Raw genomic sequence first — 15,720 nt, 5'->3', positions numbered from 1 at the left:
TCGGAAAGAGCGCCGGCGCGCGAGCGCGCTCCGGAACCGGGCGAACTGGAGAAAATCAGTGCCAGCGCCACCGAGCTGTGGCGCCGCCACCCCCAGCAGTCGCTGGAGACCCTCGGCCGGCAGGTGAGCTTGGGCCGAGATGCGTTGGCGCAGTTGCTCATATCGATCTTCCGGCGACGCTTCCCGTATCGCGAATTCATCAAGCAGTGCTCGTTCATGACGAGCGTTTCTGCGATTCCGACCGTGCTGGTCGCGGTGCCGATCGCGGTCGTGGTCTCAATTCAGTTGGGCGCGTTGGTGAATCAGGTTGGCGCGACCACATTCATCGGCGCGGTCGCCGGGCTCGGCATCATCCGCCAGGGTGCGCCGCTGGTCACCTCGCTCATGATGGCAGGTGCGGTCGGCTCGGCCATTGCCGCCGATCTGGGCTCGCGCACCATTCGCGAGGAGATCGACGCCATGATGGTCATGGGTGTGGACCCGGTGCGGCGGCTCGTCGCGCCCCGCCTGGCCGCGGCGGTGCTGGTGAGCATGCTGCTGTGCGGGTTCATCGTGTTCGTGGGTTTCGCCACCGCGTACCTGTTCAACGTCTACGCCCAATCCGGTACGCCGGGCTCGTTCATCGCCTCGTTCGCATCCTTCGCCGTCGCCAATGATCTGGTGATCGCGCTGGTCAAAGCGGCCGTCTTCGGTCTGCTCACCTCGGTGATCGCCTGCGATATCGGCCTGCACGCCAAGGGCGGTCCCGGCGGTGTGGCCAATGCGGTCAACTCGGCGGTGGTCACCGCGGCGCTGATGACGTTCGCCACCAACGTGATTCTCACCCAGCTGTACAACACCCTCTTCCCGACGAAGGTGATCTGAGGTGGGCAGCAGCTACACTCCCCCGGCACTCAAACCGGTCCGTGTGCTCGGCAGTGCGGTCGCCGCGCCGATGCAGGCCAATCAACGGCTGGGCCATCAGGCGTACACGTTCTTTCAGGCGTTCATCGCGGTTCCGTTCGTGCTCAAGCACTATCGCAAGGAAGTGCTGCGCCTGACCGCCGATGTCGGCTGGGGCAACGGTTCGCTCGTGGTCGGCGGCGGCACCATCGGCGTGGTGATCATGCTGTGCGGATTCGCCGGTGTCACAGTCGGTATGGAGTCCTTCACCGCGTTGAACCTGCTCACCATGAGCCCGCTGACCGGTGCGATCTCCGGCTTCGCCACCACCCGCGAACTCGCGCCGGTCATCGCGACGCTGGCGGTCGCCATTCAGGCCGGATGCCGGTTCACCGCGCAACTCGGTGCCATGCGCATCTCCGAGGAGATCGACGCGCTGGAATCCATTGCCATCCGGCCACTTCCGTACCTGGTGACCACCCGAATGATTGCGGCGACGCTGACCATCATCCCGCTCTACAGCGTCGGCCTCGCGGTGGCGTACCTGGCCACCAAGCTGTCGGTGCTGTTCCTGGGCGGCACTACCGCGGGCACCTACGATCACTACTTCTTTCAATTCCTGCTCGGCCCGGACGTGTTCTGGTCGCTGTTCAAAGTCGTTGTCTTCGTACTTATTTCGACATTCATCCAGTGCTATTACGGCTACACCGCGACCGGCGGCCCCGAAGGCGTCGGGGTCGCGGCCGGGCGCGCGATCAAGATGGTCATCGTTGTCATGGTGTCGGTGAATCTGCTTCTCACACTTGCGATCTGGGGCATCGACCCCGGATTCCGGATCTCGGGGTAGGTGATTCGATATGCTGCTCGACCCCAGCGGTCGCGGTCCCACCGCCCGCCAACTCTCCCTCTACGGCCTGATCCTGCTCACCGCCATCGCGGTACTGCTCTACCTGCTCGCGCTGCGCTACAACGGCCGGTTCGAGGACAAGGTGCCCGTGGTGGCGACTTTGACCAGCACCGGCGACGGCCTGCCCGCCAATGCCGACGTCAAGTTCCGCGGCATGGTCGTGGGCCGGGTCGACACCGTCGACATCGTGTCCAAAGGTGCGAGCCAGCGAGCGTCACTGTGGCTCAAACCCGGTATCGCGCAGACGATTCCGGCGACGGTGACCGCACGCGTGATCCCGAACAATATCTTCGGCGTCACCGCCATCGAGCTGGTCGACACCACACCCACCACGCAGACCCTGCGTGCGGGCGCGACGATCGCCGAGGACACCAGCGCGGCCACCGTGCAGCTCCAGAGCACCCTGAATGTGTTGCGCACCGTGCTGTCCAATATCCAGCCCGAGAAGCTGGGCCGGGTGCTCGCCACCCTGGCCGCGGCCCTGGATCCCAGCGCTCGCGTGCCCGGATCCACCATCGAGCGGCTAGACAATTGGATGACCCAGGTGCGCGGTCTCCCCGAAATGGGTGATCTGCTGGGCAATCTCGGTCGCGCCGCCACCGCGGTGAGCCAGTCCGCGCCGCAATTGGTGCAGGTGCTCTCGCAATCGGTGACGACCGCCAAAACCCTCACCGAACAGCGCGCGTCCCTGGTCGCGCTGCTGACCAACGGTGGCACCGCCATCGATTCGGTGAACGAATTGTTCGCTGCCAGCCCGGATTCGGGCAAGGTCCTGGTATCGGGACTGAACGAGCTGTTCGGCAGCCTCGCCCAGGATCCGCAGGCCATCCCGTACGCGATCTCCAACCTCAACACCGCGCTGCAACGGCTACAGCCGACCTTCAGCTTCGGTCCGCACAAGCAGATGGTGTGGACGATGGATGTGAGCCTGACCCCGTTCCAGCAGTACGTGGCAAAGGACTGCCCGCACTACGGGAACCTGTACGGCCCGCGCTGCGGAACCCCGACCGTCGCGGATTCCGCTCCGGCACAGGACTATCCGTCCCAGCTGTTGCCCCAGCATCTCAATTCGGCCGGACCCGCACCGCAACCTCAAACACCGGGACAGATCAGCGTTCCCGGGCTGCCGCCGCTCCAGATTCCCGGCCTACCACAGATTCCGGGTCTCACCGCACCGGCGTCGACCACTCCGTCCGGTGACGGCACCGTCGCTCCGGCCGCACTGCGCGGCAAGGACGCGGTGGCAGCGGTGGTGGGCGGCGAACCGAATATGGCGCAGGTGCTGCTGCTCGGACCGGTGCTGGCCGGTGGGCACGTGGCGTACGCGAAAGGTGGTGACCAGCAGTGAGATCGGGTAGGGCAACGATCGGGTTCAGCCTGTTCGCGATTGTCGCGGTGGTGCTGACCTACACCATCTGGTCGACGCTACAGCGCTCGGTCGCCGGTGGCACACACAGCTATTCGGCCGTGTTCTCCGATGTCCTGGGTCTGCGGATAGGTGATGACATCCGCATGGCCGGGGTGCGCGTGGGCCGGGTGGACAAGATCGATTTCACCGACGACTACAAGGCACGCGTCGACTTCCGCATCGAGGACGATCAGCACCCCACCGATACGACGAAAGCCCTGGTGCGCTATCAGAATCTCATCGGACAGCGCTACGTCGCGCTGATCGCGGGCAAGGAGCCCGGATCGCCGATGCGTCCCGGTGACGCCATTCCCATCGAGCGCACCGAACCATCCTTCGACGTCTCGGCCATGCTCTCGGGCTTCGAACCGCTGTTCAGCGTGCTGCAACCGGATCAGGTGAATTCGCTGTCGGACACCCTGATTCAGGCGCTACAGGGCAACACCGTCTCGATGAGCGCGCTGATCACTCAGGCCGCGCAGCTGGCGGGCACTTTCGGCCAGCGCGATCAGATCCTCGGCGATGTGCTGACCAACCTGAGCAGCGTGATCTCGGGACTGGCCAATCGCAGCAGCGAACTCGAGACGCTGATCACCCAGGCGCGCAGCCTGATGCAGGGTCTGTACGCCCAGGGTGAGGCGCTCAAGAGTTCGGTCGATCAGGTCGCCACCGCGACCGACTCGCTCGTCTCGCTCATCGGCGCGGTCAAACCCGGTTTGGCGCGCGCGCAGAACGACGCCTCCGCGGGCGTGGCACTGCTGCTGCTCAATGGCGCGTCACTGGACAAGGCGGCGGTCGAGCTCCCTGCGATGCTGAACCGGGTGTCCACGTTCACCAGTTACGGCGCGTACGCCAACGCGTACATCTGCCGCCTGGATGTCTCGTTGTGGGGCGTGCTCCTGCCCCCGGGCCTGTTCTCCCAGGTCGGCGGCCCCGCCCAGTCGGAGGTGTGCCGATGATTACCACCGCACGTGAACTGCTTTTCAGTGCGTGGCGCAATCGCTATCTGCGTGTGGGCGTACTGGCCTCGCTGACCGTGGTGCTGCTGTTGGTCGGCTCGACCGCGATCAAACAGGCGCGGCTGGGCGATAAGACCATCGAAGCCGAGTTCGCCCAGGCCGCCGGTCTCAAATCCGGTGCGACCGTCGATATCTCGGGAATCGATGTCGGACAGGTGAGTTCGGTCCGCCTGGACAACGGCAAGGTCCTGGTGGAGATGAAGGTGCGCAACGATCTGCGCCTGGGCGCGGATGCCACGGCCGGTATCAAACTCTCCACCATCCTGGGCCGACTGCATGTCGAGTTGACACCCGGGGATGGAAAAGGGCTGCCGGGCAACCGCATTCACATTGACCGCACCACCGTGCCGTACAACCTCGGCAAGGTGGTCCAGGACCCGCAGTACAAGAACCAGTTCGAGCGAATCGAGGGCATCGACCCGGCCAAACTGCGCCAGGCCCTGGATACGGTGAATCAGCAGATGGGCGACTCCCCGCAGCTGGCCGTACAGGCGCTGGACAGTATCGGCGCGCTGGCCAAGGTGATCAACGATCGCCGCGATGCGGTGGACAGCCTGCTCAAGGGGATGGACAAGGTCTCCCAGCTGGCCTCGGACAATCAGAACAGCGTGCTGTTGCTGCTCACCCAGGGCCAGGCCATCGGCACCGCGGTACAGCAGCGCCAGGATCTGCTGCGCAAACTGCTCGACAATGTGGCCTCGCTGTCCAAGACCTTGCAGGACATGGGCCTCGAGAACAACAACCAGATCGGCCCGCTGATCCAGGACCTGAACACCATGTCCCAGGGTCTGCAGAAGAACAAGAACAATCTCGACCGGCTCTACGAGATCATGCCGGTCGCACTGCGGCAGTTCAACAATGCGCTCGGCAACGGCCCCTACGGCGAGGTGTACGCCCCGTGGCTGTTCCCGGACAACTGGTTGTGCTTCGCCCAGGCCATTCAGGGGTGTAGGTGATGAAGAGCCGAGTTATCGCCAAGCTGGCCGCGCTGTGCTGCGCGGCCACCGTGGCGGCCGGATGTGGGCTGCTGCCGGACAGTTTGACCGCGATTCCCAATGAGTATCTGGGCAAACGCATGCGCATCAGCGCCGACTTCGAAAGCGTCGCGGGCCTGTACGCGGGCAATGAGGTCGCGGTGCTGGGTGTTCCGATCGGCAGCGTCGAATCTGTCACCCCGCGTGGCAGTTACGTCGAGGTCGTGATGAATGTCGACTCGACGGTCAAGATTCCCGCCGATGCCTTTGCCGCACTGGTGAATCCGCAGCTGATCACCAATCGGCATGTGGAGCTCACCCCCGCCTACACCGGCGATGGGCCGGTCATGGCGGCCGATGCGCATATTCCCTTGCCGCGCACCAGGGTTCCGGTCGAGCTCGATCGGATTCTGGAGAACTTCGACAAGCTCGGGGCCGCGCTCGAGGGCGATAACGAGGCCGGGCCGATGGCCAGCCGGGTGCTGTTCCCGCTGCTGGACGGCAATGGCGACAGGTTGCGCGAGACATTGGACGCGCTGTCGTCGGCGTTCGAGGTGACCCTGGCCAATAAGGACCAGATCGCCAACACCATCGTCAAGCTCAACGACATCACCCAGATCATCGCGTCCAACGACGACACGGTCCGCAGTTTCAGCGGGACTCTCACCCAGCTGGTGGACCTGCTCGGGCAGCAGGCTCCCGGGCTGCAATCGGTGCTCACCCAGCTCAATGACTTCCTGAACAACACCGCTGCTCTGGTCGGGGACAACAAGGATCAGCTATCGGGCGCGCTGACCCGATTCGTCGATATCGCCGGGCAGATGCGAGCCAATGCCCGCTCGCTGACCGAGATCGTCGATGTCGGCCCGCTGATGTTCCAGAACCTGTCCAATGCCACCAGCCGCGAACATCAGGCGCTGCGCCTGCACGGCCTGCTCGACAAGGTCGTGCTCGACAGTGAGGCGCTGTCCACCTTCTGCGAGCGCATCCAGATGCGCATGGACGGCTGCCGCACCGGCAAGATCGCCGACTTCGGCCCCGACTTCGGGCTCACCGCCGCCCTGCTGGGCATCACGGAGATGAAATGAGCAGACGAACCAGATCCCTTGCGGCGGCGGCTATTACCGCCGCCACGCTGGCCGGTAGCACCGGCTGTGCGGTCACGGTGCAGAACATGCCGATGCCCAAACCCGGAATCGGCGCGCCCGGCTACACCATTCACGCGGCGTTCCGCGATGCGCTCAATCTGCCCGATCACGCCCACGTGAAGATCGGCGGCAGCGATATCGGCGTCGTCACCAAAATCAAGACGACCAATTTCATCGCCGATGTGGAAATGCTTATCCGCCAGGACATTCAGCTGCCCGAAGGCACCACGGTCGAACTGCGCCAGGCCACTCCGCTGGGCGATGTGTTCGTCGCCATGACGCTGCCGTCGGCGCAGGACGCCGGGCCGCTGCTGCATTCCGGCGACACCATCGGCACCGACTCCACAGCCACGGGCGCGTCGGTGGAACAGCTGATGATGTCGGTGTCGATGCTCATCAACGGCGGCGGCATCAACCAGGCCGCCAAGATCACCACCGAGTTGAACTCCATGTTCGCCGGGCGCGGACCGCAATTGGCGCATCTGCTCACCGAGATGACCGCGACCATCGAGGCGCTGAACAAGCGCACCGGGGACATCGACAATGTGCTGACCGGGCTGAATACGCTCGGCGGTGAGCTAGCCAGCCGCAAGGCCGAACTGGGCCAGGCCGCCGATACCTTCCCCGGCCTGATCGGACTGTTCACCGAGAACAACCAGCGCATCGTGGATCTACTGACCAAGGTCTCGACCACCATGGCGGCGCTGCACGATTTCAGCGATACCACCGGCGGGGATTTCGTCAGTCTGTTCAACAGCATTCAGCAGTTGATGTCCGGATTCGCGCAATCGACCGATCTGACCGCGACGCTGGACGGGCTGCATCAGCTGTATCCCTCGTTCATGGCCAGTTTCAAGGGTCCGACGCTGGCAGTCGCGGCGACCGTGTCGTATCTGAGCATCGGCGCGCTCACCGATCCCAGTGGCAGCCGACTGCCCGAACTCAGTGACGTACCGGCGTTCATCGGAAGTTTCGTCCAGGTGCTGGAGAAGGTGTTCGGTCGTTTGACGAGTCCACCGCAGCCGGTGCCCGTGCCCGCCCCGGCCACCGAGGACGGTGGGCGATGAATACTCCCCTGTGGCAATGGGTGGTGCGCAGCCGGATCGCCATCGCCAATATCGGACTGATCGTGGTGCTGATGCTGGGCTGCGGGTATATCGGCTCGAATGTGCTGCGGTTCAATCCGATTCCGCACACCTACAAGGTGACGGTGCTGCTGTCCACCTCGGGTGGACTGCTCGCGGGCAATGACGTCACCTTCCGCGGACTGCGGGTGGGCCGGGTCGATGAGATCCACGTGGCCGGTGACGGTGTGGCCGCGGTCGCCGAGATCGACGATTCGGCGCATATCCCCTCGGACGGTGTCGTCGCGGTCGGCCGACTGTCCGCCGCCGGTGAGCAGTATCTGGACTTCCGCCCCGACTCCGATTCCGGCCCTTACCTTTCCAATGGCGCGGTAGTGGACCGCACCCGCACCAAGACACCGGTGCAGATTCAGTCGGTACTGGCCAACCTCAGCGATTTCATCGGCGGCATGAACGCCGACCGGTTGAATGTGATCGTCGACGAGCTCGACAAGGCGCTCGCCGGTGGACCGGATCGGTTGCGCAATATGGTTTCCGGGATCAGCCGGGCCATGTCCGGGCTCAATGATCTGCTCCCGCAGACCAAACAGCTGCTGGAGAATCTCAGCGTCATCGGGGCGACGACCTCGCACGCACAACCCGACCTGGGCACCATCACCGCGGCGGGTACCGCGCTGTTCCAGCAGCTGACCGCGGCCGACGCCGAGGTCCGGCATCTGCTGCAAACCGGACCGGATCAGCTGGCCACCATCGGCGGATTCGTCTCCGAGACAAAGGATCCCATCACCAACCTGGTCACCAACTTCGTGGCCATCACCAAGGCCGCGAAACTGCGGGCCCCCGCGATCGCGGCATTGTTCCCGGCCATCCGCGCCGGTTCGGAAGCCCTGGGCATTCCGGCGCACGACGGCAGCTATCACACGCTGGTGGATCCGTGGCCGCGTCCGTGGTGTGAGTACGACACCATCCCGGTGGTGCCGACCAATGCCCAAACCGATACGCGCACGCGGCTTTACAACTACTGCCTCACCAACAATCCGGCGTTGCAGGTGCGCGGCTCGGCCAATGCGCCGCGTCCCGATGTCGCCGACAACGGCGCGAGCGCGCCACCCGGTGTGACCGGTAACGAACTGTCCCAACCCGTCACTGGTCGATAGGAGAAAACTTATGAGCGGCAAAGAAATCGAGGATGACAAGCCCGACGAGGTCGTTGCGGAGGCACCCGCGGAATCGACCACATCGGAGGAGAGCACGGTCGAGTCGGTCGCCAAGCCCACCGATCCGGAGGAACCCGCGAAAGAGCCCGTAGGCGAGAAGAAGTCGCGCCTGCGCACGCTGACCCTGCCTGTGGTGGGTCCCCGAGGACGCATCGCGCTACGGGCCGCCGCGGTGGTGGCGCTGGCGGCGTCCATCGGGTCGAGCGTGTTCTTCTTCCAGCGCAGCCAGCACGACAGCGATCTGCTTGCCGCGCAGGCCGATGCCCGCGCGGCGGCGTGCAAATACGCTCCGGTGCTGGTCACCTATGACGCCAAGAACCTGGACGCGTACTTCAGCGCGGTGCTCGCGGGTGCCACCGGCGAGTGGAAGACCCAATTCGACAACACCAGCAAGGATCTGCGCGATGTGCTCACGCAGGGCCAGGTGGTCGCCGAGGCCAATGAGGTGCAGTGCGCCATCCGCACCGGGGACCAGAATTCCGCCGAGGCCATCGTGGTGATCGGGCAGACCATCACCAGCCTGGGCACCCAGGGCAAGCCCGCTCCGGGGCAGCTGTCGATGGTGATGCGTCTCGAGCATTCGGGTGATCGCTGGCTGGTGAACAAGCTGAACTCGCCGCTGGTTCAGCCGCCGCAGTCGTGATGTGAAGCTGGGCAATGACTTCCGAGGAGGTGCGGGTGCATCGTCACCGCCCCAAGGATCGGCGCGCCCAGATCGCGGCGACCTCGGCCGCAGCGTTCGCCGAGCTCGGCTACCACCAGGTGAGCATCACCGATATCGGTGCGCGCCTGGGCATTACGTCCGCGGCGCTGTACCGGCATTACCCGAGCAAGTACGCGATCTTCGCCGCGGAATTGTTCCGCTTGGCCGAGGTGACGGTCGCGGCGGTGACCCTGCCGCCGCAGGCGCAGCAGTGGACGCCCCAGCGGCGACTCGGGCACGCGCTCGAGGCCATTGTCGCCGGAACCATCGCCAATCGGCCGACGGTTGCCTTGGCGCGCAGGGAAGCCCGCTACCTGGACCCGCCCGATCGCGCCACCCTCGACGACCGGTTCGCCACGGCGACGGCGATGCTGTCGGAATTGGTCGCGGGGGGTGCGCCCAGAGCTGTCGGCGCGCGAGTGCGGGGTGCGCGTCATCGCAATGTTCAGCGCGGTCAGCAGCATCGGCGACCATCGGGTGGGGCTGTCGGCGAAATCGATTTCCGCACTGCTGGATTCGCTGTGCTGGGCGATCGTCGAGACGGATCTGCCCGAGCCGGATTCGATCTCGGATCGCCCGGGCACGGAGGTCGCGTCGCCGCTCAAGCATGAGCTCATGCTGCGGCAGGCGATTCACCTGTTCTATGAGCGCGGCTACGCCAATGTCAGCGTGGAGGACATTGTGCTGGCGGCGGATCTGCAATCGGCGTCGGCGCTGTATCGCTATTTTCGCAGTAAGGGCGATCTGCTCACCACCGCGTTCCACCGCGTCACCGATCGGATGGTGGCGATCATCGGCCCGACCATCGCCGAATCCTCCTGTCCCGCGGAGGCATTGTCGAAGATCGTCACCTACTACGCCTCGGAGGCGCTCACCGAACGTGAACTCGCCTACGTGTACTACGCCGAGGCCGGCCACCTGCCGGTCGACGAACGCACCCCGGTGCGCACGGTGCGCCGTCTGATCGTGGACCAGTGGGCGGCGCTGCTGATTGCCGCGCGACCCGAACTCTCCCCCGCCGAAGCGCACATCCTGGTGCACGCCGCATTGGGATTGGTGGTCGACTTCGGGCGCGTCTACGGCGACGATGAGAAGCTGTGCCCGCAGCGCTGGGTCATCTGGCTCATGCAGATCGCGCTGTTCTGGGAGTCACCCGCGCGATGGCATAAGTTACCCTGACTTCCGTATCGGAGCTGAAGAATATCGTCCGTCAAGTGCCATTTGCTACACATATGTGAGTTTTCATTCAAATCGAGTCTGTTCCCGATAGAACGCCGAACAGCGCTGTTCGCTGCCGTAACATCGCGTCCATGTCAGCCGGTGCCAACCGAAAAGATCATGGGGCCGCGGCCGCCTCCGGACAGCCGCGCCCGGTGCGCCGCCGGCCCAAGAACCGGCGCGCGATGATCGCCGCCACCTCCGCCGAGGCGTTCAGCACGCTCGGCTATCACGGGGTGAGCATGGAGGAAATCGCCTCCCAGCTCGATATCAGTTCCACGGCGCTGTACCGGCACTATCCGAGTAAATACGCGCTCTTCCGCGAGGAAATGCTGCGCCTGAGCTCGGTATGCCTGCAGGCCGTCGCGCTGCCCGCCGGCGATTCGGATCTGCCGCCCGATGATCGGGTGCGCGTGATGATCGATTCGCTCATCGCGGCCTCGATCGCCCATCGGCGCAGCGCGGCACTGCTGCGCTGGCAGGGGCGCTATCTCACCGCCGAGGACCGCCGCGAGCTGGGCGCGGAACTGGCTGCCGCCGATCGGGGTATGCGGGCGCTGCTGGCCGAACTCCGCCCGGAGCTGAGTGAGGACTCCAATGCCGTTCTCTCGCAGTCGCTTTACAGCATCATCACCAGCATCGGCGATCATCATGTGACGCTTCCGGTGAAAGCCCTGAACCGCCGACTACACGCGGCGTGCGTGGCGGTGTCACACGGCGATCTACCCGGACCCGTACCGGTGCCCGAGCCCGAACCGGCGCCGGACCCGGGCACGCTTTTCACTCCGGATCTGTTGCTGCGCAAGTCAATCGAGCTATTCCACGAACGCGGTTACCCGAATGTGAGCGTCGAGGATATCGCCGAGGCGTCGGGCCTGCCCGCCCCGTCGGCGGTGTACCGGTACTACCGCAGCAAGGGCGATATCCTGACCGCCGCCTTCCGCCGCGCCGCCAAACTCGTTTCCGACGCGGTCGGCCCCGCCGTCGCGGCTTCCGCCTCCCCCGAACAGGCCCTGACCACCCTGATCGAGCAGTACGTGGCGGGCTCGTTCAAGGAACGGGAGCTGACCTTCGTCTATTACGCGGAGATCGGCAATGTCGAACCCACCGAGCGCACGCTGCTGCGAAATGTGCAGCGCCTCAATGTGGAAGAGTGGGCTCGGCTGCTGGTCGCCGCGCGTCCCGAGCTCACCGCCGCCGAGGCACGGCTGCTGGTGCACTCCGCGCTGGCGCTCGTGGTCGATCTGGGCCGCCGGTTCGGGTCGGCGCATCCGGCGTGCGCGCAGGTGCACGTCGCCTATCTCATGCGCACGGTCCTGTTCGGCTAGCGCTCGCCTCGTACGGGCCGATTCCCTTCGCGCACTTCATAATCGACCGGCCAACAGCAGCGATTCGACTCCGGTCGGCAGGGCGCCCTCGGCTGCCGCGTCGATGAGGAAGCCTTCCAGCGTCGCGCGGAACGCGGTCGCGGCGTGCGTGGGGACGACATCCTTGCGATGCGCGAGCGCGACCGTTCGGTGCAGGCTCTGCCCACTTGTATTGTCGTGCAACGACAATGGAGTCCCGCGCAGACCGGGCCGCCCCGCCAGCACGGTACTGGGCACTACCGCCACCCCGAGACCCACCTCGACGAACCGCAGGACCGCGTCCATCTCCCCGCCCTCGACCGCGAAACGCGGTTCGAATCCGGCTTGGCGGCACGCGGCGATGGTGGCTTCACGCAGGTCGTAGCCCTGGCGGAACATCACCAGTGGCCGGTCTTTCAGGTCCGTTATCCGCATGCGAGACCGAGCGGGCAGCGAATCATCGCCCGCCTGCGAGGCCACCACCAGGTTGTCCCGCAGGATCGGGCTGGTGACCAGCGGAGTGTCCTCGGCAAGCGGCAGGATCACCAAGGCGAGATCGAGGTCGCCCTTGGTCAGATCCCGTACCAGGTCGCGAGATCCGCTCTCCTCCACAATGAGTCGAATACCGGGATAGGCGTCGTGGAAGCGGCGCAGAATATCGGCCAGCAGTCCCGAGCAGAGTGATGGCGTGGCTCCCAGCCGGACCCGCCCGCGCCGCAATCCCGCGAGCTCCTGCACCTCGAGTCGTGCGGTATCCACATCGGCCAGAATGCGATTCGCCAACGGCAGCAGCGCCTCACCGGCCGGGGTCAGCGTGATATTGCCTCTGGCACGGCTGAACAACGGTGCACCCAGCTCGAGTTCGAGCACCCGAATCTGCTTGGACAGCGACGGCTGCGCGACGCCCAGCACCTCGGCCGCCCGAGTGAAATGCCTAGTCTGCGCCACCGCCAGGAAATACGACAACTGCTGCAACTGCACACTCGATAGCCTAGGACTACCGACTTCGGGTTTTCGATTCCGAGAGATAAGGATCATGCGGCGCGTGTGAAAGCCCTCACGCCAATTTCCGCTACAGCGCGTAGTAATTGGCGTCGCAGCTTGGTTCATAGACTGCGGCCATGGAGATCAGAGCGGCATGGACTTGGACCGCCTGAACTGCCCGGACGTACTTTTCGCTGGTGGCTATGGCAATACCGGCGCTCTACCGCTCGACGGTGGGCAAGAAGGCCGTAATGGCGGTGACGGGCGGCATTCTCGTGCTGTTCCTGATCGCCCACATGGCGGGGAATCTCAAAGTCTTTCTGGGGGCATCGGATTTCAATCATTACGCGGAATGGCTGCGCACGGTGGGCGAGCCACTGCTGCCGCACAGGTGGCTGCTCTCGGCCATGGAGGTCATGCTCGCCGCGAGTGTGATCCTGCATATGTGGTCGGCGGTCAGCCTCGCACGCACCGCGCGGCAGGCGCGGCCGGTCAAGTACGCGGCCAAGAAGAAATCACATGCCAGCGGATACGCGGTGCACACCATGCGGTACGGCGGGGTGATCATCGTGCTGTTCCTGATCTGGCATCTGCTGGATCTGACCGCTGGCGCGGTGAATCCCGAAGGTGCTGATGCGACCCCGTTCGCCAAGGTCGTCGCGGATTTCGAGCCGTCTCGGTGGTACATCACGGCGTTCTATGTCTCGGCGGTGATCCTGGTCGGCCTGCATCTTCGGCACGGAATCCGCAGTGCGTTCCAGACATTGGGGCTGGCGAGCAGTCGCAGCTATGCCGCATACGACCGGTTGGCCGCAGCGCTGTCGCTGCTGTTGGTCGCGGGGTTTCTGGCGGTTCCGATCGCCGTCACGTTCGGATGGGTGAGGTAATCATGAGTGAGTTCTACGACATCGGCGAGGCGATCACCGACGGTGCCGTCCCGGCCGGTCCGATCGAGAATCGTTGGACCACACGTAAATTCGAGGCCAAGCTGGTCAATCCCGCGAACAAGCGGAAGAAGACGGTGATCATCATCGGCACCGGTCTCGCCGGTGGTTCGGCCGGCGCAACGCTCGGCGAACAGGGCTACCGCGTCATTCAGTTCTGCTTCCAGGACTCCCCGCGTCGCGCGCATTCCATTGCGGCGCAAGGCGGTATCAACGCGGCGAAGAACTATCGCAATGACGGCGACAGCGTGCACCGCCTGTTCTACGACACGGTCAAGGGCGGGGACTACCGGTCCCGGGAATCGAATGTGCACCGGCTCGCGGAGATCTCCACGCAGATCATCGATCAGTGTGTAGCGCAAGGGGTTCCGTTCGCGCGGGAGTACGGCGGGCTGCTGGACAACCGATCCTTCGGCGGCACACAGGTTTCGCGCACGTTCTACGCGCGCGGCCAGACCGGACAGCAGTTGCTGCTGGGCGCGTATCAGGCGCTGCTGCGCCAGGTCGAGCTCGGCACGGTGGAATTGCATGCGCGGCACGAGATGCTGGACCTGATCATGGCCGACGGGGTGGCGCGCGGGGTGGTGGTGCGGGATCTGATCAGCGGCGAGATCAAGTCCTACACCGCCGATGCGGTCGTGCTGGCCTCGGGCGGCTACAGCAATGTGTATTTCCTCTCTACCAATGCGATGGGCTCGAATGTGACCGCGAGCTGGCGGGCGCATAAGCACGGGGCGTATTTCGCGAATCCCTGCTTCACCCAGATCCATCCGACCTGCATTCCGGTGTCGGGCAATCATCAATCCAAGCTGACCCTGATGTCGGAGTCGCTGCGCAACGACGGCCGGGTGTGGGTGCCGGTGCGAGCCGGGGATCAGCGCACAGCCGGTGATATCCCCGAGGCTGAGCGTGATTACTACCTGGAGCGGATCTATCCGGCGTTCGGCAATCTGGTGCCACGCGATATCGCCTCGCGGGCGGCGAAGAACGTCTGTGATGAGGGGCGCGGTGTCGGGCCGGGCGGACTCGGGGTCTACCTCGACTTCGCCGACGCGATCGAGCGGCTTGGGCTCGAAGCCGTAAAAGCCAAGTACGGCAACCTCTTCACGATGTACGAGCGGATCACGGGTGAGAATCCGTATGAGATGCCCATGCGGATCTACCCGGCGGTGCATTACACGATGGGCGGGCTCTGGGTCGATTACGACCTGCGCTCGAATATCCCGGGACTGTTCGTGATCGGTGAGGCCAACTTCTCCGATCACGGGGCGAATCGGCTCGGTGCGTCCGCGCTCATGCAGGGGCTGGCGGACGGGTATTTCGTGCTGTCGACCGCGATCGGGGACTATCTCGCGCGCGGGCCCGTCGGGGAGGTCGACGAGGAGGCAATCAGCAAGGCCGAGAACAGGGTTCGCACAATGGTCGACACGCTGCTGTCGATCAAGGGCGATCGCACGGTCGACTCCTTTCACCGCGAGCTCGGGCACATTATGTGGGAGCACTGCGGTATGGAGCGGACCGAGGAGGGTCTGCGCAAGGCGCTCGGTCTCATTCCCGCACTGCGGGCGGAGTTCTGGCAGCGGGTCAATGTCCCGGGTTCGGGCGATGACCTCAACCAATCGCTCGAACGCGCCGGTCGAGTCGCCGACTTCCTGGAGCTGGCCGAACTCATGGTGATCGACGCACTGCATCGCACCGAATCCGCGGGCGGGCACTTCCGCGCCGAATCCCAGACCGAGGACGGCGAGGCTCGCCGCGATGACGAGCGATTCTCCTATGTCGCGGCGTGGGAATGGGGCGGCGACAACGCGCCGCCGACCCTGCACCGCGAGGCACTCGAGTTCGACTACGTGCACCCGACCACCCGCTCCTACAAGTAGACAGG

General features: G+C 64.8%; 15 protein-coding genes. 14 read left to right on the top strand and 1 reads right to left on the bottom strand.

The window, feature by feature from the left end; all coding sequences use genetic code 11:
• Positions 1-45: 45 nt before the first annotated feature.
• The 12 genes from AB0L82_RS38040 (at position 46) to AB0L82_RS37985 (ending at position 11,889) form a co-directional block, all read left to right on the top strand.
• Positions 46-864: an ABC transporter permease gene (locus AB0L82_RS38040; RefSeq protein ID WP_364648652.1), complete on the top strand. Its 819-nt coding sequence runs from the start codon at positions 46-48 to the stop codon at positions 862-864.
• Between the two features lies 1 nt (position 865).
• Positions 866-1,729: an ABC transporter permease gene (locus AB0L82_RS38035; RefSeq protein ID WP_364648239.1), complete on the top strand. Its 864-nt coding sequence runs from the start codon at positions 866-868 to the stop codon at positions 1,727-1,729.
• A gap of 10 nt (positions 1,730-1,739) precedes the next feature.
• Positions 1,740-3,137, top strand: a complete 1,398-nt coding sequence (locus AB0L82_RS38030; protein WP_364648236.1) for an MCE family protein — start codon at positions 1,740-1,742, stop codon at positions 3,135-3,137.
• Positions 3,134-4,156 carry an MlaD family protein gene (locus tag AB0L82_RS38025; RefSeq protein ID WP_364648233.1) on the top strand — a complete coding sequence of 341 codons (1,023 nt, stop codon included), beginning with the start codon at positions 3,134-3,136 and terminating at the stop codon, positions 4,154-4,156. The genes AB0L82_RS38030 and AB0L82_RS38025 overlap by 4 nt, the downstream gene beginning before the upstream one ends.
• Positions 4,153-5,172, top strand: coding sequence for an MCE family protein (locus tag AB0L82_RS38020; RefSeq protein ID WP_364648230.1), 1,020 nt, complete (start codon positions 4,153-4,155; stop codon positions 5,170-5,172). The genes AB0L82_RS38025 and AB0L82_RS38020 overlap by 4 nt, the downstream gene beginning before the upstream one ends.
• Positions 5,172-6,278 carry an MCE family protein gene (locus AB0L82_RS38015; protein WP_364648226.1) on the top strand — a complete coding sequence of 369 codons (1,107 nt, stop codon included), beginning with the start codon at positions 5,172-5,174 and terminating at the stop codon, positions 6,276-6,278. Before AB0L82_RS38020 ends, AB0L82_RS38015 begins: the two co-directional genes overlap by 1 nt.
• Positions 6,275-7,405 (top strand): MCE family protein, encoded by a 1,131-nt coding sequence (locus tag AB0L82_RS38010; protein ID WP_364648223.1) that lies wholly within the window; start codon positions 6,275-6,277, stop codon positions 7,403-7,405. The genes AB0L82_RS38015 and AB0L82_RS38010 overlap by 4 nt, the downstream gene beginning before the upstream one ends.
• On the top strand, positions 7,402-8,580 hold the full coding sequence (locus AB0L82_RS38005; protein WP_364648220.1) for an MlaD family protein: 1,179 nt from the start codon (positions 7,402-7,404) through the stop codon (positions 8,578-8,580). Before AB0L82_RS38010 ends, AB0L82_RS38005 begins: the two co-directional genes overlap by 4 nt.
• Before the next feature lie 10 nt (positions 8,581-8,590).
• A complete protein-coding gene (locus AB0L82_RS38000; protein ID WP_364648217.1) occupies positions 8,591-9,283 on the top strand; it encodes a hypothetical protein in 693 nt (230 codons plus the stop codon).
• Positions 9,284-9,297: 14 nt separating this feature from the next.
• The gene (locus AB0L82_RS37995) at positions 9,298-9,954 is read left to right on the top strand and encodes a helix-turn-helix domain-containing protein (protein ID WP_364648214.1); all 657 of its coding nucleotides are present in this window, start codon (positions 9,298-9,300) and stop codon (positions 9,952-9,954) included.
• A gap of 4 nt (positions 9,955-9,958) precedes the next feature.
• Entirely contained in the window at positions 9,959-10,522 is a 564-nt protein-coding gene (locus AB0L82_RS37990; protein WP_364648211.1) for a TetR/AcrR family transcriptional regulator, read from the top strand.
• Positions 10,523-10,653: 131 nt separating this feature from the next.
• A complete protein-coding gene (locus AB0L82_RS37985; protein WP_364648208.1) occupies positions 10,654-11,889 on the top strand; it encodes a TetR/AcrR family transcriptional regulator in 1,236 nt (411 codons plus the stop codon).
• 36 nt (positions 11,890-11,925) lie between these two features.
• Here the strand turns inward: AB0L82_RS37985 and AB0L82_RS37980 are convergent, their stop codons facing one another.
• Positions 11,926-12,888 (bottom strand): LysR substrate-binding domain-containing protein, encoded by a 963-nt coding sequence (locus AB0L82_RS37980; protein WP_364648205.1) that lies wholly within the window; start codon positions 12,886-12,888, stop codon positions 11,926-11,928.
• 206 nt (positions 12,889-13,094) lie between these two features.
• Between AB0L82_RS37980 and AB0L82_RS37975 the strand changes: the two genes are divergently transcribed.
• Together AB0L82_RS37975 and AB0L82_RS37970 are read left to right on the top strand one after the other, a co-directional pair.
• Positions 13,095-13,778, top strand: coding sequence for a succinate dehydrogenase cytochrome b subunit (locus AB0L82_RS37975; RefSeq protein WP_364648649.1), 684 nt, complete (start codon positions 13,095-13,097; stop codon positions 13,776-13,778).
• A 2-nt stretch (positions 13,779-13,780) separates the two neighbouring features.
• Entirely contained in the window at positions 13,781-15,715 is a 1,935-nt protein-coding gene (locus tag AB0L82_RS37970; RefSeq protein WP_364648202.1) for a fumarate reductase/succinate dehydrogenase flavoprotein subunit, read from the top strand.
• Positions 15,716-15,720: the final 5 nt, after the last annotated feature.

The sequence above is a fragment of the Nocardia sp. NPDC052001 genome, assembly GCF_040680615.1.
Lineage (GTDB): Bacteria > Actinomycetota > Actinomycetes > Mycobacteriales > Mycobacteriaceae > Nocardia.
This window is presented reverse-complemented; position numbering and strand designations above follow the sequence as displayed.

Bases quoted from the DNA above. Each gene is read 5' to 3' on its own strand.
- AB0L82_RS38030 (WP_364648236.1), top strand. From the start codon at position 1,740: ATGCTGCTCGACCCCAGCGGTCGCGGTCCCACCGCCCGCCAACTCTCC.
- AB0L82_RS38020 (WP_364648230.1), top strand. From the start codon at position 4,153: ATGATTACCACCGCACGTGAACTGCTTTTCAGTGCGTGGCGCAATCGC.
- AB0L82_RS38015 (WP_364648226.1), top strand. From the start codon at position 5,172: ATGAAGAGCCGAGTTATCGCCAAGCTGGCCGCGCTGTGCTGCGCGGCC.
- AB0L82_RS38010 (WP_364648223.1), top strand. From the start codon at position 6,275: ATGAGCAGACGAACCAGATCCCTTGCGGCGGCGGCTATTACCGCCGCC.
- AB0L82_RS38005 (WP_364648220.1), top strand. From the start codon at position 7,402: ATGAATACTCCCCTGTGGCAATGGGTGGTGCGCAGCCGGATCGCCATC.
- AB0L82_RS38000 (WP_364648217.1), top strand. From the start codon at position 8,591: ATGAGCGGCAAAGAAATCGAGGATGACAAGCCCGACGAGGTCGTTGCG.
- AB0L82_RS37995 (WP_364648214.1), top strand. From the start codon at position 9,298: ATGACTTCCGAGGAGGTGCGGGTGCATCGTCACCGCCCCAAGGATCGG.
- AB0L82_RS37990 (WP_364648211.1), top strand. From the start codon at position 9,959: ATGCTGCGGCAGGCGATTCACCTGTTCTATGAGCGCGGCTACGCCAAT.
- AB0L82_RS37985 (WP_364648208.1), top strand. From the start codon at position 10,654: ATGTCAGCCGGTGCCAACCGAAAAGATCATGGGGCCGCGGCCGCCTCC.
- AB0L82_RS37975 (WP_364648649.1), top strand. From the start codon at position 13,095: ATGGCAATACCGGCGCTCTACCGCTCGACGGTGGGCAAGAAGGCCGTA.
- AB0L82_RS37970 (WP_364648202.1), top strand. From the start codon at position 13,781: ATGAGTGAGTTCTACGACATCGGCGAGGCGATCACCGACGGTGCCGTC.